Raw genomic sequence first — 17,213 nt, forward strand, 5'->3', positions numbered from 1 at the left:
TCGTCTCTGGTAGTCCCGACTACGGTGCGAGCGCGACGTACCCCTCCGGCGGGATAGACACCTCGACGTTCCCGTTCCCGTCGGCGCGACCGTTCTGGTCGCCGGTGTAGTCGTTGAGGTCTCGATTCCGCCAGCTAGTGTACGCCGTGCGAGTCTGCCAACTCGTGGAGTTGTTGATGGCGACCAGCAGGTTGTTGTACCGCTCGAAGGCGTAGACGTCGGCGTCGGTCACGCGGTCGTAGGCCGTGCCGCTGGCGAGGTTGTTCCGAATCCACAGGAGGTTCCCGATGGAGTCGTCGCCGACGCCGTAGTCCTCGCTGTAGACGCGGGGATACCCCTCGTAGGTCAGGATGAACGCGTGGGCCAGCAGCGACTGGGCCGGGTCGGGGCTGTCGTGGTTGCCCGCGAAGGTCAGCGCGCTGTACGGGTCGCGGTTGACGAACCCCGCCCCGGCCAACCTGCTCATGTCCCCGCCCGGGCCGTAGAACACCTCGTTCTTCATCACGTGGTAGAGCGTGTAGTCGGTGACCGACATCCCGGTGTCGGCGTACCCCTGCAGGTAGTCCAGTTTGGACTTGCCGCCGTACGATTCGGGGATGACCTCGCCGACCGTGTAGAGGTCGCTCGCCCACTGGTTGGCGTAGTCGGCGAAGAACGACTCCGGGACGTGTTTGGCGGCGTCCCATCGGATGCCGTCCACGCCGATGTTTCGGTACTTCTCCACGTACTTCTTCAGTTCGCCGCGGACGTACGACGACTCCTGTTTCAGGTCGCGCAGGCCGACGAGCCAGCACCCCTCGACCGAGTAGTCGCTGGAGTAGTCGATGCTGCACTCCGGGTGGAAGTCGTCGCTGCCGAACTGCGGGATGTCGTCGAGGGTTACCTTCCGTTCGAAGGCGTCCCCGCCCGCGGCCATGTGGTTGACGACGGCGTCGGCGACGACGTCCAGTCCCTGAGTGTGGGCCTCGTCCACCATCGACCGGTACTCCGACTCGGTCCCGAACTCGCTGTCGAAGTTCAGCAGGTCGATGGGCTGGTAGCCCAGCGGCGGGTCGTACTTCTCGCCCGTGTACTCCCGTTCGTGCTTGTAGACTCGACTGAACTGCGCGGGCGGGACCTGTATCGCGTCGTAGCCTTGGTCGGCGATAGTCGAGAGGTCGCTCTCGATGGTAGCCCAGTCGGTGTGGTAGTACTGGTACGCCGCGCTCGACCCGAGCGCGGACGCGTGGTCGGCGGTCAGCGACGCGCCCGCGGCGGCCGCGCCCAGTGCGCCGATTCCCTTCAGCACGTTCCTCCGCGAAGGTCGCTGTCCGTCTTCGATGGTACTTCGTTCCATCCTCTCCTCAATCTGTGAAGAAATAGTATAACATTTTCTTACGCCAGTTTCAATGTTCGTATCCTAGTTACGTTAATTCATGATACTTCTGTCCCGTCCGAATCGAGCGTTCGTCGGTCCCGTTCGCACTCTATGCTCGGTCGGTGTCCGCGTTGCCCGGGTCGAAAGCTACGTCCGGGCGGACCGTGACAGTCCGGTATGGACCGAGACGCCCTCTCCTCGTTCGGACGCCGCGACTGGCAGACGGAATCGGACCTCGAACCCGTGCGATTCGCCATGGTCGGACTGGGGTGGTGGACCCGCGAGGAAGCCATCCCCGTGACCGAGGACAGCGACTGGTGCGAGACGACCGTGGTCGTCAGCGGTGACCGCGACAAGGCCGAGGACGTGGCCGACGCCGTCGAGAGCGCCGAAGTCGCGCTCACCTACGACGAGTTCCACGACGGCGCGGCCACAGACGAGTACGACGCGGTGTACGTCGCCACGCCGAACGCCGAGCACCTCGCGTTCGTCGAGTCGGCCGCCGAGTTCGGCAAGGCGGTCCTCTGCGAGAAACCGATGGAGGCGACACCGGCGCGCGCCCGCCGGATGGTCGAGTCCTGCGAGGACGCCGACGTGCCGCTGATGGTCGCCTACCGGATGCACACCGAACCCGCGGTCCGGCGGGCGCGCGAACTCGTCGGCGAGGGCGCTATCGGCGACCCCGTCCTCGTCCACGGGAGCATGTCTCAGAACCTGTTGGAGATGAATCCGAACCCCGACCAGTGGCGTCTCGACCCCGACCTCTCGGGACCCGGCACCTCGGTGATGGACCTCGGCATCTACCCGCTCAACACAGCGCGGTTCGTCCTCGACGCCGACCCCGTTGCGGTCTCGGCGTTCGCGCGCTCGGACGGCGAGGCCTTCTCGGACGTGCCCGACGAGGCCGCCACCTTTCAGGTCCGATTCGACGACGGCACGCTGGCGGCTTGCTCCGCGAGTCAGCACGCCGCCCAGTCCAGCCACCTGAAGGTCGTCGGCACCGAGGGCGTCGTGAGCGTCGAACCCGCGTTCTTCGACCGGCGCGACCGGGCGTTCGCGCTGGAGGTCGACGGTACACGGGCGGACGTAGAGTACGAGCAGGTAGACCAGATGCGCGAGGAGTTCGACTACTTCGCCCACCAACTCCGGACGGACGGCGAGATTCTCCCCGACGGTCGGCACGGTCTCGTGGACCTTGAGACGATAGCCGCTATCTACGAGAGCGCGGAAACGGGTTCGACGGTATCGCTCTCGGGGATTTGATATAGCGAGGAGTAATTTAAACGCTGTCCCGGCAGGGGGTTTATCCGTTCATCGAGAACCGACTCGGACCGCACAGACGGTCGCGACGACCGGTAAGAGGAGTGCTCAGCCGAGGACGTACCGGAGTCGCGGGTACGTCTCGACCAGCGTTCGGCCGCCGAGGTCGTAGTTCTCGACGACGGCGTCGAGTCCGAGGATGCGGCCCGCGCCGAACGCCGCGACCGACAGGAAGACGAGCATGTACGCGAAGTCGCCGTTGATGAAGCCGTGGGCGACGTCCCAGTTGCCGAAGTAGAACATCAGCATCATGAACGCCCCGAAGAACGCCGCGAGGCGGGTCACGAGGCCCGCGAGTAGAGCGAGGCCGATGAGCGTCTCGCCCCACGGGACGGCGACCGCGAGGAAGTCGGCGAACCACGGGGTCTGGCCCATCCACTGGAACGTCCCGTAGAGCGGACTCGCCTCCGGAACCGCGTTCAGCAGGTAGCCGGTCGCGCTGAAGGGTTCCGCCGCCAGCAGTTTGTCGAGTCCGGAGTGGAGGAACGCGTAACCCATCATGAGTCGGAGCGCCAGCACGAACCACGCGCTCAGACTGTGGGCCTCGCCCCGGACCGTGACGCCGCCGACCGTGCTCTCGAACTCGTTGACTCGGGTGTTGATTTCTGTAGTTGTCATCGTCGTTCACCTTACGTTCGAATCGACGGCCGGAGACGGTATATAAACAGCCAGTGGTTCCCAGAAGTAGAGAAGCGTAACTTCTGCGGCGAACGAGTTCGGCAACCTGCTCTCAGTCGGCGTTCACCGGACAGGACTCCTCGGCGTACTCCACCTGCGCCAGCGAGTCGATGGGGTCGTCGCCACAGACCGGACAGTCCGGGTTCTGGCGGAACTCGACCTCCTCGAACGACATCGCCATCGCGTCGTAGAACACCATCCGGCCGTCGAGCAGTTCGGCCGCGTCGAGGCCTCCGCCCTCACAGAGCAGGTACTTGACCGTCTCGGTGGCCTGAATGTTACCGATGGTGCCGGGAAGGACGCCCAATACGCCGGTACTCGCGCAGTCGGCGACCATCCCCTCCGGGGGCGCTTCGGGGAACAGACACCGGTAGCACGGTCCCTCCGTGGTGAACGTCGTGACCTGCCCCTCGAACTTGTAGATAGCGCCGTGGGAGAACGGCGTGCCCGAGAGCGTGCAGGCGTCGTTGACGAGGTAGCGCGTCCGGAAGTTGTCGGTGGCGTCCACCACGAAGTCGTAGTCGGCGACGAGGCCCTCCACGTTGTCGGGTTCGACTCGGACCTCGTGGGTCCGCACGTCCACGTCGGGGTTGAGATCGGCCACGAAGTCGGCCGCAGATTCGACTTTCGGCCGCCCCACGTCGTCGTTGCCGTGGATTATCTGGCGCTGGAGGTTGCTCAGTTCGACCTCGTCGTCGTCGGCGACGCCGAGGGTGCCCACGCCCGCGGCCGCGAGGTACTGGATGACCGGCGCGCCCAGACCGCCCGCGCCGATTACCAGCACGGCGGCGTCGAGCAGGGCTTGCTGGCCCTCCGGTCCCACCTCGTCCATGATGATGTGCCGGGAGTAGCGGTCGAGTTGCTCCGGGTCCAGCGAGAGACTCATGGCCGGAAGTTGGGCGCTTTGAGGTATAAATCCGCGGTCGAAGACCTCCGGAGGGGAGCGTCCGCGTCGCGGACCCGATTTGTTCTCAGTTCCCTCTACGTCGTGCTGGTCGGCCTGTCGGCTATCGCACTGTGAGTGACGCGAAAGAAACGAAAATCGAGTCGTCGAGCGGTCGTCTCGGGTGCTGAAGTTACTCCGCGGGAAACCCGCGCTACTTCTTCGCGGCAGAGCCGCGCTACTTCTTCGCGGCAGAGCCGCGCTACTTCTTCGCGGGAAACCCGCGCTACTTCCCGCGACCCTGACCGCCGTTGTTGCTCGGGCGGGTGTGTTCCGTGCCCTTGCCGCGCTGCTGGAGACCGCGGTTGCTCTTTCCGGCGCTGGTCAGGCCGCGGAAGGCCCGGCCCTTGTGGGAGTCGTCGCAGATCCAGTTGAGGTCGTCGTCGTTCTCGATGGCCGGATGCTCCGGGTCCAGCAGAATCACTTCGAACCACTTCTGGCTGCCGTCTTCGCCGACCCAGTAGGAGTTCAGCACGCGCAGGTTGCGGTACTTCCGACTGGCGCGCTCCTCACCGATGCGCTGGAGGTTCTTGCGTCGGTAGACTCGGTTGACACCCTGCCGCTTCGAGCGTCGGCCCGCCTTGAACCGTTCCTTGCGGGCCGACCCTTTGCGGACGCTGACGCGGGCGAGGACGACGCCCTGCTTCGCCTTGTAACCCAGTTCGCGGGCCTTGTCGAGGCGGGTCGGGCGTTCGATGCGCTCGATAGCGCCCTGGTCGCGCCAGTCCTGCTTGCGCTGCCACTGCAGTTCGGCGAGATCGCCGTCGCCGGGGTCTTTCCACGCGTCCTTGATGTGGGAGTAGAAGCTTTTTGCCATGGTTTGTCACCACGGGCGTTGCGTGGTTCAGCCCGCGAGACCCGACGTCTCGGAGGCCACATCCCGTCCTGCGGCCGCACGCGAGCGGCGTCGCCCGCTTCCGGCCCACAGGTGCCCGCTGGTGCCCGTCTGCCAGCGAGTTACCGTGAATTCTCGTCGTCGGCGTTTAAGGACTTCGGATTGGGACCTGCGCTCGGGCGACCTGACTCCGACCGGAGGCGTTCGACTCCGCCTCGGGCGTCACGTCGGCGGAGACCCCCGATAGCTGGTCCACCGTCGGCGCGTTCACGACGACGACCGTGTCTCCGCGCCGTTCGACGTTGAAGGCGTCGGCGAACTCGCGGTCGTCGGGGATGACCCACGCGTTCGGCCGCCCTTTGACCTGCTGCGCGCCGTGGATATTCAGTAGTTTCCGATAGGCCTCCGCGAACTGCTCGGCGTCCTTCTCGGAGTCCCAGACGGTCTTCCAGACGTAGCCCGTCTCGTTCTCCGGCACGTTCTCGTTGACGTACGCGTAGAGTTTGTCACCGTCCCACCCGGCCGTGGTCGGATGGCTGTAGTTGTACGCGTCGAGGGCGTTCTGGTCCGTTGCGGGGTTCCGGGTGGCGAACGATTCCCGCGGAATCACCGTCTCTGTCCCCTCCTGCGTGAGACTGGGGTAGAGGAGCATCGTGAACAGTCCGGCCTCGCCGAACTCGGCGTAGTTGACCCCTCTGTCTTCCAGTTTGACTCTGCGCCAGTCCTCGTTGCTCTCGTCCCGTAACTCGACTTCACTCGGGAGGTCCTCGCCGTACAGTTCGGGGTGAATCACTTGCTCGGTGCTGTTGGGCGGGTCCTCGTAGAGCGCGTTCACGCCGTCCCACCCCGACTCGTTGCGAATCGCGGCGACGAAGGGCGGCCCGTCGCTGTACGGTTGGTACTTCAGGAGGTAGATACCGGCGTTGGCGAGCGTCCCGTTCCCGCCACCGGCCCGTCCCGTCCGTTCGAGACACGTCCCGCTCCAGTTCTGATTGCAGTTTTTCGTGTAGAGATACTGGACGTAGTTCGCGTCACCCTCGACCAGTCCGTCGATTTCGTTGTGTTCCTCGCGGGTCGAGCGGTTGAACTCCGTCAGGTCGAAGTGCTGGTCCTGAAGCGCGTGGACGAGTTCGTGGGCCAGCGTGAGTTCGTCCACCTTCGGCGGTCTGGTCTCCGAGATGACGACGATGGAGTCCTCGGTCGGACTGTAGAATCCGCCGATGGAGGACCCGGCGTTGCGCTCCTGAACGGCCAGCGAGTTCGTCGTCTCGTTGACCATGAACAGCGCTTCGAACTTCACGTTGTCGAACGTCCGCCTGCGGTCCTCTACCGGACCCTGACTCCGATTCTGGAACCGTTCGCGCGGAATCACCCTCACCGGAACCGTCTTCCGAAATTCGAGTTGCCTGATGCGCTCGACGCGCGCCATCGCCCGCGCCACGATTTTCCGCCGCTCGGACTCGTTTATCCCGTCGTTGCGAACGATGCTGAGCGATTCGTTGTACCAGTAGCCGTTCTCCCACCCGAGCACGTCGGACTCGGGGTCCGGCGGCGCGCCGTCCTGCGCCCGCGCCGCGTCCGAATGCGCGCGGGCGTCCGCACCGGCCGGTACGGCGACGAACGTCGTCGTCGCCGAGACGAGTACGAGCAGTGCGAGTGCTAACGGAGTTCGCATAGTCCGCGACCGTGTACCATCGTCCGTCAGAAGTGGCTTCGGGCCGCCGAGACCCGAGAAATCACGCGTTGTCGTCTACCGTTTCGGACCGTTTCACGGGGGGTCCCGGCGTCCTCGGCCGACCCGCGAGGATTAGCCACCTGATAACTAAGCGCGTGGACGAGAAATCCGGAGACATGTTCGGAACTATCCGACGTGTGAGAACGGTCGAGAAACCGACGCGGTGTCTCGGGGGTCGATAGCATGGCGATTCTCGAACTCGCCATCGCCTTCTTCGTCCTCGCAATCATCGCCGCCGCGCTCGGCGCGGGCGGGGTCGCGGGACTCTCGATGGACGTCGCCAAGTGGCTGGTGATAATCTTCCTCGTACTGGCGGTCGTGTCCTTAGTCTTCTGACGCGTGGTCGCGGGCGGACTCGAACGTCCCGTCCGCGAGGGCCGCAGAGAGCGCCGGAACGTCCACGTCGGGCACGAGTTGGGGGTACTTCCGCCGGAAGTAGCCGACCACGTTGTCCACGTCGCGTTCGAGGAACTCCTCGGCGTTCTCGTGGTCGGTCGGGGTCGCCTGCGGCCAGTCGAAGATGGTGATGCCTTCGGCGTTGACGAAGACGTTGTACTCGCTCATGTCGGCGTGGACGTAGCCCTCGGCGTAGGCGTCGCTCATCTCCGACAGTATCAGGTCGAGTATCGGCACCACCTGCTCGTCCTCGAGTTTCGTCCGCGAGAGTTCCACGCCGTCAATCTTCTCCATCACGATGGCGTGGCGGTTGTGGTCTATCGGGCGGGGGACCTTCACGTCGGGGTAGAGCGCTTCGAGCGCCTCGTACTCGCGCTCGGCGGCCTTCCGCGCGGTGTAGAGCCACGAGACGTGTTCGCGGTCGGACGTGTAGTCGCGCTCTTTCATCACTTCGCGGAAGTTGGTGTAGCCCTCGCGGTGGTACTTCAGCGCGAGCGGTTTGTACGACTGGACCTCGTACACGTCGCTCTCCTTGCCGACGCCGAGGGGCGAACCGAACCCCTCCAACGTGTCGCGCTCCGCGAAGGTGTGGAGCGCCAGCGCGTCGTACCCCTCGAACTTGAGTTTGTAGCCCTCGTACTGTATCGTCTTGCGCTCGACCAGTTCGCGGTCGAGACACCTGTCGATGCGGTAATCGACCTCCTCGGCGGTCAGCCGTGAGAACTCCGGAATCTTCTCGCGGGCGACCCACTCAGAGAAGCGCATCCCCTGTTCGATACCCGACAGCAAGTGGAAGTCCTCCACCTCCAGTTCGGAGAGCATGCCCGCGACGTTCTGGACCATCACCGTCACGTAGTCGCCCGGTCGGTAAAAGCCCCGCGCAACCCGACGTGACGCTTCGACCGCGACGCCGCGTCTCCGCGCGTGTAGCGTGCGAACCGACAGGACCCGTGCGCTGCGCGATTCGGGGTCCGGTGCGCGGCCACCAAGTATAAACTAACTACTGCGATACAAAATGTAGGATTTGGGGCCGATTAGGGTTTCGCGGTCCGGCCGCCGAAAAACTGTGGCGTTAGCTGATTTTACCAAGCGATTCGTATTCGCTCACGGATACGGGGATAAATGCAACTCGAAGCCGTGCTTTCCGTTGTCATGGTGGGACAAGACACGAGCCGCCGGTCCTTCCTCGAAGCGACCGGCAGTGCGGCGTCGGCCGTCGCGCTCGGGAGTGCGTTCACGGGAGAGGCGGACGCTCAACAGACGACGACCCAGCAGGGGCAGGGCGCAAGCGGCACGCTCAACCTCATCAACTCCACGATGAGTACCCTCGACCCAATCAAGGCGACCGACACCGCCTCCGGAGAGGTCATCCAGCAGGTGTTCGACGCCCTGATGAACTACCCGGACGGGAACATCGAGGTCCAACCGCTGCTGGCGAAGAACTACGAGGTCTCCGACGACTTCACGACGTACACCTTCACGCTCAAGGAGGGGGCGACGTTCCACGACGGGTCGGAGGTCACCGCTCAGGACTTCGTGTACTCCTTCGAGCGGTTGGCTCAGTCGCCGGAGTCGCGGCGGGCCTACTTCATCCTCCAGTCCATCGGCGTCAAACACTCCACCGACGCCGACGGGAACTACCAACCGGACACGCTATCGGTCACAGCCGTGGACGACCGCACCCTCCGGATACAACTGGAAGAGCCGTTCCACGCGACGCTGGAGATGCTGGCGTACACGGCGTTCGCCGCCGTACCCGAGGGCATCGTCGGCGACATCCAAGGGTACAACGGGGAACTCGAATACAGCGAGTTCGCCACCAGTCAACCCGTCGGGTGCGGACCGTTCAAGTTCGAGTCGTGGCAACCGAACACGGAGGCTTCGGTCACGCGGTACGGCAACTACTACGGGAACAAGGCCGAGGTGGAGCGAGTCCACTGGCAGATAATGTCGGACGCGAACGCGCGGTACACCTACGCGATGAACAAGAACGCCGACGCGTTCTCCATCCCGACGGAGTTCTACGACCCGAACAAGGTCGAGGTCGAGACGACCGACGAACGCGGCCGCGAGGTCGGCACGTACGGGCCGGTTCGGAACGGCGAGACCCTCAACTTCCTCGCGGTTCCGACCATCAACACGTTCTACATCGGGTTCAACACGAACCGGGTCGAACAGGCCGCCCGGCACGCCGCGGCGTACGCGATGAACAAGGAGCAACTGGTCGAGCAGGTGTTCAAGGGCCGCGGGAGACCCGCGTTCCACTTCACGCCGCCCGCCATCTACCCCGGTGGTCCCGACGCCTATCAGCAGCACGCCCAGCAGGAGTACCCGTACAGTTACCGCCAGACCGACCTCCAGAAGGCGCGACAGGTGATGCGAGAGGCGGGCTACGGCCCGGACAACCGGTACCAGTTCACGTTCACGGTCTACCAACGCTCCAACACGTGGCCGCAGGTGGGCCAACTCCTGCGCGACAAACTCTCCAGCGCGTTCATCGACATGAACATCGAGACCGCGCCGTTCTCGACCCTGCTCAAGCGCGGTCGGAACGGGAACCTGCAGGCGTACTCGCTGGGGTGGGTCATGGACTGGCCCGCGCCCGACAACTTCCTGCAGTTGCTCAACCCGCCGCTGACCGACACCTCCCAGAGCGCGCCCATCTCGTACGTCAACTGGTCGGGGACCGAGGCGTCCGAGCGCGCCAGACGGGCCTGGACCACGGTCCAGCAGAACCCCGCACCGACCGATCAGGCCGAGCAGGCGCGCAACGAGGCGTACATCGAGATGGAGGAGGCCAACTGGCAGGACACGGTGTTCCTCAACGTCTACCACCAGACCGACCAGCGGTTCTGGTACGACTACGCCCAGATTCCGAAGTTCGGCGCGGCCGGAACGAGTCGCCAGATGTTCAACGACGCGACGGTGGATAAGCCGAACGGCGGACAGTAGCGGTCGCGTCGGTGAGACCGCTTCTTTCGTACTAGCCCGGTGTTCGATGCGGTCTCATTCCCGTGAGAACGTCCCGGTGAACCGGTCGGAGTCGATGCTCTTCGCGTCGAGTTCGTCCTGCACCTCCGGCCGAGGGACCCCCGCATCGACGTTCAACTCCTCGTCCAGCACGTGGAGCGTGAACCGGTACTCGTGCGGGTCGTCGCCCTCCGGCGGGCAGGGACCGCGGTAGCCGACGTCGCCGAAGTCGTTCTCGCCCTGCCTCGCGTCGCCGAGTTCCGAGACGGCCTCGCGTCGCGGCACGTCCTCGGGAATCTCGACCGTGTCGGGCGGCAGGTTCCAGAGCAACCAGTGGGTGAACGTCCCGGCGGGCGCGTCGGGGTCGTCCACGACCACCGCGAGCGACGCCGCGTCGTCCGGCACGTCCGCGAGGGTCAGTTCCGGAGAAACGTCCTCGCCCTCGCAGGTGTACTTCTCGGGGACCGATTCACCGTGGGTGAACGCCGGAGTTCGAATCGAAGCGTCTGCCATGGTACCCCCTCTCACAGGTCGCCGTCCACGTCAAAAGCCGTGACGGCTACTGAGTCTCCTCGCGCTCGTCGGACGAGGAATCGCCGAACAGGCCCGCGCACACCGCGGCCCACGTTCGAGTCCGCTTCGCACGCGTCTTGCCGAATCGGTTCAAGTCCATACGTAGTTTAGGCGGGCCTAAATCACTTAACTGTTCGGCTTCGCAATCCACTTGGCACCCTCGCCCGAACTCCCGGTATGGCCCTGTCCGACCGCGAGTGGCGGCTGATTCGAGAGGAGTCCCGACGCGGCCCGATGAACATGGCCCTCGACGAAATCGCGGCCCAGACCGCGGCCGAGGAAGGGATTCGAACCGTCCGAGTCTACCAGTGGGACCCCAGCACGCTCTCGCTGGGCTACCGGCAGGACCCCGACACCGTGGCGTGGAACTACTGCGACCGCGAGGGCATCACCGTGACGCGCCGACCGACGGGCGGCGGCGGTATCTACCACGACCGGGACGCCGATATCTCCTACTCCATCGTCGCGCCCGCCGACGAACTGCCGGGCGACCTGATGGAGACGTACGAACTGCTCTGCGAACCCGTCTTCGACGCGTTCGAGCGACTCGGCATCGACGCGCGGTTCACCGACGAGAGACTCCCCGAAATCCACCAACCGGCTTGCTATCTCCGGGAACTCCACCCCGCTCACGACGTGGTCGCGGGCGAGGGGCGAAAAATCTCGGGCAACGCCCAGTACCGCCGGAAGGACGCGGTCGTCCAGCACGGGTCGCTCAAGTTCGACCTCGACGCCGACCGTCACCTCTCGACGTTCGCCGACCCCGACACCGCGCCCGCGGAGTTCCGCGAGCGCGTGACCAGCATCGCCGAACAGTCCGGCGCGGACCGGGACGAGGCCGTCGAAGCGGTCGAGGACGCCCTCGGCGACTGGGCAGAGACCGACGACGGGAGTTGGACCGACGACGAACTGGCGCGCGCCGAGGAACGCGCCGAGGCGAAGTTCGAGAGCGAGGCGTGGGTCCGGGACCGCGAGGACCCGACCGAGTGACCGCTCGGTCGGTGCGTCGGGGATCGGAGAACCGTAACCGTATCGCGGGGACGGCTAACGGTAAAATAGCTGGTAGTATAATTAATACTAAATTATAAGTCTCTCTGATTTGATGTTCGCGTATCGTGGTTCACCTCGGCACCTTCCACAACGCGACGACCAATCTCCCGCTCGAACGGACCGACGACGGCCACCTCGTCCCCGACGCCTCGGTCGAAGAGATACACGAGGCCGCCAAGCAGGCCATGCGCGACCAGATTCGCCACGGCGTGCTGGCCGACGACCTCGGCTACGACTCGCTGTTTCTCTCGGAACATCACGCCCAGACGATGGGCCAAGAGGTCAGCACCAACCCGCTCCAGACCCTGACCGCAATCGCGGCCCGGACCGACGACCTGCGCCTCGGGCAGGCGTCGTGCATCCTGCCGTGGTACGAACCGGTCCGGTTCGCCGAACAGGCCGCGCTCCTCGACGTGGTCAGCGACGGACGCGCCGAAATCGGCATCGGGCGCGGGTATCAACCCCGCGAGGCCGAACTCATGGGACAGTACTGGGGCGGCGGCGTCCAGAACCAGCCACGGAACTACGAGTCGTTCGAGGAGAAGTACGAAATCGTCCGGAAGGCGTGGACCGAGGACGTGTTCTCCTACGACGGCGAGTACCACAGCGTCCCGCCGAAGGGGACCAAGTGGCACCACGAGCAGGAGAAGGCCTACTACGAGAGCGACGCCTGCGAGTACGACCTCGACGACGTCATCGACTGGACCGACTCGGACCTCTACGCCAGCGACGGGGCGAACGAAGTCGTCTCGGGCGGTTCGACGCTCGACGCGGTGTCGGTCTATCCGCAGCCAGAACAGTCACCGCACCCGCAACTCTGGCAACCCGCGTTCTCGCCGCGCTCGATGAAGTTCGCGGCCGAGCGCGGCATCAACGGCTTCTACATCGGCCTGCCCAACGACGCGCTGGAGGACGCCATCGGTGCCTACTACCGGTTCGCCGAGCAGGCGGGGTGGCCCGACCACCGCCCGGAGTACGACGGCGAACCCTTCGCCTTCGGGTGGGACGAGCGACGGAACCGCGGCGTCGCGGTCACCCGCTACGTGTTCAACACCGACGCCGCCGACGCGGAGACGCTCGACCGCTGGAAGCGCGGACTGGAGAACCAGTGGAACTACTACGCGCCGCTGGGCCTGCTCGGAGCGGTCTCCGGACTCGATTACGAGGAAGCGACGGCGGCGCTGCGCGAACACGGTGCCGACCTGTTCGTGGAGAAGGGCGTCGCCATCGTCGGCGACACCGACCACATCCGGGACGAGGTGTCGAGCATCGTCGAGGAGTGCGGACTCGACGGCCTGAACTTCCAACCGGCGTTCGAGGTCAACGGCGTCGGCGGCGAGGCGGTGGACGACCAGTTGCGCGCGTTCGGCGAGGACGTCGCGCCCTACCTCCGCGAGCAGTTCCCCGGCCCGTCCGCGGAGGCGACTTCCGGAAGCGCAGCGGCCGCCGACGGCGGAGGCGTCGAGACTGCGAGTGCGTCGGCCCAGACGGCCGCCGCCTCCACCGAGAGCAGTCCGGAGCGGTCGGCCGCGTCCGCCGATTCGGCGTCCGAGCGACCTGACGCTCCGGCCGACGGCGAAGCGGACGCGTCGCTCGACGCCGACGACCTCGTGGCCGGGGTCGTCGCCCGGGCCGAGCGAGCGATGGACGCCATCGCCGACTACGACCAGTCCGCGACCGACGAACTGGTCCGAGCGGTCGGGTGGGCCGCCTATCGGGACGACAACGTCGAACCGGTCGCGCGCGCCGCCGTGGAGGACACCGCCATCGGCAACGTCTCCGACAAAGTCTACAAGGTGAAACGACAGGTCGAGGGGACGCTGGCCGACCTCCGGGACGCCCCGTCGGTCGGCGTCGTGGAGCGCGACCCCGAGCGCGGCGTCCGCGAGGTCGCCAAGCCGGTCGGCGTCGTCGGCGCGTTCACCCCCTCGACCAACCCCGTGGCGACGGTGCCGCAACTGGCGATGCTCGCGCTGAAGGGACGAAACGCCGTCGTCTTCTCGCCGTCGCCTCAGACGCGGCGCGCCTGCGCGGAGTTGGTCGAACACGTCCGCGAGGAGTTGGCGGCGGTCGGCGCGCCCGCCGACCTCGTGCAGGTGGTGCCCGGCGAGATAGACAAGCCGAAGGCCCACGCGCTGATGGAACGGGCCGACCTCCTGCAAGTTACGGGGTCCCAGAACAACGTCGAGGCCGGGCAGTCGTCGGGGACGCCCAACTACAGCGTCGGCGCGGGCAACGTCGTCAGCGTGGTGGACGAGACCGCCGACATCGCGCAGGTCGCGGAGTTCGTCGCGGTCAGCAAGCCGCTGGACGACGGCGCGACCTGCGTCAACGTCAACTCGCTCGTCGCGGAGTCGTCGGTCGCCGACGAACTCCGAACGGCGCTCGAAGTCGCGGGCGGGTACTACTGCGACGACGCCGAACGCGACCGAGTCGAGGAGACGCTCTTCCGCGACGGCCACCTCGACCGGCGGGCCATCGCCTCGGACGCGGGGACGCTGGCCGAGATGGCGGGCATCGACCGCGCCGCGGACGCCGACTTCCTGCTGGTGGACGGCGAGGGCGTCGGCGAACGCCACCCCCTCTCGGGCGAGAAGCTCACGCCCGTCCTGACGGTGTACGAAGCGCCGGACTTCTCCGCGGCGCTCGACCTCACCCAGTCGATAGTCGAGTACGAGGGCATCGGCCACTCGTGTACGATTCACACGTCGGAAGACGACCGCGCCGAGCGCATGGGCGAGGCCATCGACGTGGGTCGGGTGTTGGTCAATCAGCCCTCGCTGTGTCTCGCTGGCGCGGGGAACAACGACCTCGACTTCACGCTCTCGCTGGGCGGCGGCACGTGGGCGGGCAACCAGTTCGACGACAACCTCGGCTACGAGTACTTCCTGAACTACACGACCGTCGCCGCGGACGACGGCGGCCGCCTCCCGGACCGCGAGGACCTGTTCGGCGACTACCCCGTCGCCGAGGAGCGGCCTCCCGAACTGTAGCACCCCGGAGTCACGTCGCTCTCGTCCGGTAGTAACTCCGCTCGCCCTCGCCTGTGTCGAGGACTCTTCGCTCCAGCGCGCCGTGGTCCACGAGTCGGTCCAGAATCGCGCTCACGGTCGCCACGTCGACGATACAACCGATGAGGTCGTCGTTGCCGTCGCCGACCGGGTAGTCCACGTTGGCCTCGGACCATCCGGTGTCCATCACCGCCTCGGTAATTTCCAAGACGTTGTACGCCTGCTGGTCGTTCTCCCTGAGGAACGTCAGCACCCGCCTCTCGACGGAGTAGCGCTCCCCGCCCCGTTCGAAGGTTTCGAGGCTGATAGGCACACACCCGGTAGCGTTCGGAGTTCAATAAGAGTGGGGGCTGGTACCGCGACCCACGACTGCGGGTCGGCGCGTCGGTCCTCCGGTAGTCGGCCCCCGGTTCCGAAGCGCCTTTCACCCCTCCATCCATCCTCGAACACATGAGAGTAGGTGCGCACGAATCCATCGCTGGCGGCGTCTACAACGCCGTAGACGAGCAGATAGAGGACGGCGGCAACTGCGGACAGATATTCACTCACTCCCCGCAGGTGTGGCAGGACCCGAACATCGGCGACGACGAGGCCGAGCGGTTCCGGACGGTGTCCGCCGAGAACGACGTGGGACCGTGGGTCATCCACTCGTCGTACCTCGTGAACCTCTGCACGCCGAAGGACGACCTCCGAGCGAAGTCCATCGACTCGATGCAGAAGGAGGTCGACGCCGCGGCCAAACTCGACATCCCGTACGTCAACGTCCACCTCGGCGCGCACACCGGGGCTGGCGTGGACGGCGGCCTCGACAACGCCGCGTCCGCGCTAGACGAGTTGGACATCCCCGAGGGCGTCACCGTCCTCATCGAGAGCGACGCCGGGTCGGGGACGAAACTGGGCGGCGACTTCGAACACCTCCACGAGGTGCTGACCCGGTCGGAGCAGGACCTCGACGTCTGCATCGACACCGCCCACGCCTTCGCGGCGGGCTACGACCTCTCCACCGAGGAGGCGGTCCACGACACCATCGCGGAGTTCGACGACGTGGTGGGACTGGAGCACCTGAAGTGCGTCCACCTCAACGACTCGAAGCACGAGTGCGGGACGAACAAGGACGAACACGCCCACATCGGCGAGGGTCTCATCGGCGAGGAGGGGATGCGCGCGTTCGTCAACCACCCCGACCTCGAAGACGTGCCCCTCGTCCTCGAAACGCCCCACGAGGACGGCAAGGGCTTCGCGTGGAACATCGAGCGCGTGAAGGAACTGCGCGAGGACTGAGCGTTCGCTCGGTCCCGAACGCCGGTCGGTCGGCGCGACTTCTTTGCGGGACTAAACGGCGCTACGAACCGGTAGCGCGTCCGCTACAGCTGTTCGGATCGCCCGCGCGATGCACGGCGCTCTGCGGACGACGGACACCGTACTTTCCGAATGCTACGGCTCGCCGAGGCAGTTACCGCCGAATGACAAATTCTAAGTAATTTCCCAATTCTGTCACTGGTATGGAGTTATCGGAGAACGAACTAAGCGACGGAGCAGCAGCCGACCCAGAGTCCTCGAAGGGGACGCGATGGATACGGGGACTGGTAGCCGTGGGCCTGACGGTCGTCGCCGTCGTGGTGAACGGCGTCTTCACGTTGCCCGCGCTCCTCGGGTTGACCGGTATCGAGCGGACCGTCGCGGCGACGGTTCTCGGTGAACTGGCGTTCGTCGTCGTCGGCGCAGGATTTCTGAAACTGAGTGGGCGGGGACTGGACTTTCTCGACCTCTCCATTCCCGATACCCGAACGCTCGCGAAGTACGTACTCGGTGCGACCGTGGCGTTGTTCGCGCTACGGTCGGCTATCGTCGGGGTGGCGTCGCTGGCCGGCGTCCCCCTCGCTCCCCCGAGCATCCTGCAGACGTCGGTCGATACGCAGTTACTCCTGTTGGCGATGGTTCCGCTCTCCGTCCTCGTAATCGGCCCTTCCGAGGAGTTGCTGTTCCGCGGAGTCATCCAGCGATATCTCGCCGGGGCGTTCTCGGTCCGCAGCGCCGTCGTCGGTGCGGGAGTTCTCTTCGCGTCGATACACCTCCCGACGCTGGTGGTCGTGCCGTCCGCGCTCGGTATCGCGGTCACCCTCCTCGTCATCCTCCTCGTCGGTCTCGCCTTCGGCTGTCTGTACGCGTCTACCGGTTCGCTCCCGGTCGCGATGGCCGTTCACGGCCTCTATAACGCGTCTATCTTCGCGTCGGCGTACCTTCTGCTCGAGTTCGACGTCATCGCCGCGTGAGTTTCGTGGTAGTGTGATACGACCGGGACGAGTTCTCTCGAAGAGGACCGACGTGTGCGGCGAACTTGCGAA

15 protein-coding genes are annotated in these 17,213 nt (G+C 65.6%); 7 read left to right on the top strand and 8 right to left on the bottom strand.

Annotation, left to right across the window (positions count from 1 at the left end):
* Nucleotides 1–19: 19 nt before the first annotated feature.
* On the bottom strand, nt 20–1,336 hold the full coding sequence (locus NGM06_RS07910; protein WP_254269748.1) for an alpha-amylase domain-containing protein: 1,317 nt from the start codon (nt 1,334–1,336) through the stop codon (nt 20–22).
* A 198-nt stretch (nt 1,337–1,534) separates the two neighbouring features.
* On the opposite strand from NGM06_RS07910, the gene gfo6 reads away from it, so the two are divergent.
* The gene (gfo6, locus tag NGM06_RS07915) at nt 1,535–2,620 is read left to right on the top strand and encodes a D-xylose 1-dehydrogenase Gfo6 (protein ID WP_254269749.1); all 1,086 of its coding nucleotides are present in this window, start codon (nt 1,535–1,537) and stop codon (nt 2,618–2,620) included.
* A 105-nt stretch (nt 2,621–2,725) separates the two neighbouring features.
* On the opposite strand, the gene NGM06_RS07920 is transcribed toward gfo6, so the two are convergent.
* The 4 genes from NGM06_RS07920 to NGM06_RS07935 form a co-directional block, all read right to left on the bottom strand.
* Nucleotides 2,726–3,295 (bottom strand): DoxX family protein, encoded by a 570-nt coding sequence (locus NGM06_RS07920; RefSeq protein WP_254269750.1) that lies wholly within the window; start codon nt 3,293–3,295, stop codon nt 2,726–2,728.
* A 112-nt stretch (nt 3,296–3,407) separates the two neighbouring features.
* The gene (gene ubaA / locus NGM06_RS07925; RefSeq protein WP_254269751.1) at nt 3,408–4,241 is read right to left on the bottom strand and encodes an SAMP-activating enzyme E1; all 834 of its coding nucleotides are present in this window, start codon (nt 4,239–4,241) and stop codon (nt 3,408–3,410) included.
* Nucleotides 4,242–4,524: 283 nt separating this feature from the next.
* Entirely contained in the window at nt 4,525–5,115 is a 591-nt protein-coding gene (locus tag NGM06_RS07930) for a 50S ribosomal protein L15e (protein WP_163522494.1), read from the bottom strand.
* A 166-nt stretch (nt 5,116–5,281) separates the two neighbouring features.
* Entirely contained in the window at nt 5,282–6,808 is a 1,527-nt protein-coding gene (locus tag NGM06_RS07935) for an Hvo_1808 family surface protein (RefSeq protein WP_254269752.1), read from the bottom strand.
* A 249-nt stretch (nt 6,809–7,057) separates the two neighbouring features.
* Between NGM06_RS07935 and NGM06_RS07940 the strand changes: the two genes are divergently transcribed.
* Entirely contained in the window at nt 7,058–7,204 is a 147-nt protein-coding gene (locus tag NGM06_RS07940) for a DUF1328 family protein (protein ID WP_368410472.1), read from the top strand.
* On the opposite strand, the gene NGM06_RS07945 is transcribed toward NGM06_RS07940, so the two are convergent.
* A complete protein-coding gene (locus NGM06_RS07945) occupies nt 7,193–8,107 on the bottom strand; it encodes a serine/threonine-protein kinase RIO2 (RefSeq protein ID WP_254269754.1) in 915 nt (304 codons plus the stop codon). The two genes, NGM06_RS07940 and NGM06_RS07945, sit on opposite strands and share 12 nt — an antisense overlap.
* Nucleotides 8,108–8,416: 309 nt before the next feature.
* On the opposite strand from NGM06_RS07945, the gene NGM06_RS07950 reads away from it, so the two are divergent.
* Entirely contained in the window at nt 8,417–10,216 is a 1,800-nt protein-coding gene (locus NGM06_RS07950; RefSeq protein WP_254269755.1) for an ABC transporter substrate-binding protein, read from the top strand.
* Nucleotides 10,217–10,270: 54 nt separating this feature from the next.
* Here NGM06_RS07950 and NGM06_RS07955 read toward each other — a convergent pair whose 3' ends face one another.
* Complete coding sequence (locus tag NGM06_RS07955; RefSeq protein ID WP_254269756.1) at nt 10,271–10,747, bottom strand: YbhB/YbcL family Raf kinase inhibitor-like protein; 477 nt, start codon at nt 10,745–10,747, stop codon at nt 10,271–10,273.
* 237 nt (nt 10,748–10,984) lie between these two features.
* On the opposite strand from NGM06_RS07955, the gene NGM06_RS07960 reads away from it, so the two are divergent.
* Nucleotides 10,985–11,797 carry a lipoate--protein ligase family protein gene (locus NGM06_RS07960; protein WP_254269757.1) on the top strand — a complete coding sequence of 271 codons (813 nt, stop codon included), beginning with the start codon at nt 10,985–10,987 and terminating at the stop codon, nt 11,795–11,797.
* Between the two features lie 125 nt (nt 11,798–11,922).
* The gene (locus tag NGM06_RS07965) at nt 11,923–14,850 is read left to right on the top strand and encodes an LLM class flavin-dependent oxidoreductase (protein WP_254269758.1); all 2,928 of its coding nucleotides are present in this window, start codon (nt 11,923–11,925) and stop codon (nt 14,848–14,850) included.
* 10 nt (nt 14,851–14,860) lie between these two features.
* Here the strand turns inward: NGM06_RS07965 and NGM06_RS07970 are convergent, their stop codons facing one another.
* A complete protein-coding gene (locus tag NGM06_RS07970; RefSeq protein ID WP_254269759.1) occupies nt 14,861–15,181 on the bottom strand; it encodes a hypothetical protein in 321 nt (106 codons plus the stop codon).
* 137 nt (nt 15,182–15,318) lie between these two features.
* Between NGM06_RS07970 and NGM06_RS07975 the strand changes: the two genes are divergently transcribed.
* Complete coding sequence (locus NGM06_RS07975) at nt 15,319–16,149, top strand: deoxyribonuclease IV (protein ID WP_254269760.1); 831 nt, start codon at nt 15,319–15,321, stop codon at nt 16,147–16,149.
* A gap of 221 nt (nt 16,150–16,370) precedes the next feature.
* Nucleotides 16,371–17,141: a CPBP family intramembrane glutamic endopeptidase gene (locus tag NGM06_RS07980; protein WP_254269761.1), complete on the top strand. Its 771-nt coding sequence runs from the start codon at nt 16,371–16,373 to the stop codon at nt 17,139–17,141.
* Nucleotides 17,142–17,213 lie beyond the last annotated feature (72 nt).

It is taken from the genome of Halorussus aquaticus (assembly GCF_024218795.1).
In the GTDB taxonomy this organism is placed as follows: domain Archaea; phylum Halobacteriota; class Halobacteria; order Halobacteriales; family Haladaptataceae; genus Halorussus; species Halorussus aquaticus.

Bases quoted from the DNA above. Each gene is read 5' to 3' on its own strand.
- NGM06_RS07910 (WP_254269748.1), bottom strand. From the start codon at position 1,336: ATGGAACGAAGTACCATCGAAGACGGACAGCGACCTTCGCGGAGGAAC.
- gfo6 (WP_254269749.1), top strand. From the start codon at position 1,535: ATGGACCGAGACGCCCTCTCCTCGTTCGGACGCCGCGACTGGCAGACG.
- NGM06_RS07920 (WP_254269750.1), bottom strand. From the start codon at position 3,295: ATGACAACTACAGAAATCAACACCCGAGTCAACGAGTTCGAGAGCACG.
- ubaA (WP_254269751.1), bottom strand. From the start codon at position 4,241: ATGAGTCTCTCGCTGGACCCGGAGCAACTCGACCGCTACTCCCGGCAC.
- NGM06_RS07930 (WP_163522494.1), bottom strand. From the start codon at position 5,115: ATGGCAAAAAGCTTCTACTCCCACATCAAGGACGCGTGGAAAGACCCC.
- NGM06_RS07935 (WP_254269752.1), bottom strand. From the start codon at position 6,808: ATGCGAACTCCGTTAGCACTCGCACTGCTCGTACTCGTCTCGGCGACG.
- NGM06_RS07945 (WP_254269754.1), bottom strand. From the start codon at position 8,107: ATGGTCCAGAACGTCGCGGGCATGCTCTCCGAACTGGAGGTGGAGGAC.
- NGM06_RS07950 (WP_254269755.1), top strand. From the start codon at position 8,417: ATGGTGGGACAAGACACGAGCCGCCGGTCCTTCCTCGAAGCGACCGGC.
- NGM06_RS07955 (WP_254269756.1), bottom strand. From the start codon at position 10,747: ATGGCAGACGCTTCGATTCGAACTCCGGCGTTCACCCACGGTGAATCG.
- NGM06_RS07960 (WP_254269757.1), top strand. From the start codon at position 10,985: ATGGCCCTGTCCGACCGCGAGTGGCGGCTGATTCGAGAGGAGTCCCGA.
- NGM06_RS07975 (WP_254269760.1), top strand. From the start codon at position 15,319: ATGAGAGTAGGTGCGCACGAATCCATCGCTGGCGGCGTCTACAACGCC.
- NGM06_RS07980 (WP_254269761.1), top strand. From the start codon at position 16,371: ATGGAGTTATCGGAGAACGAACTAAGCGACGGAGCAGCAGCCGACCCA.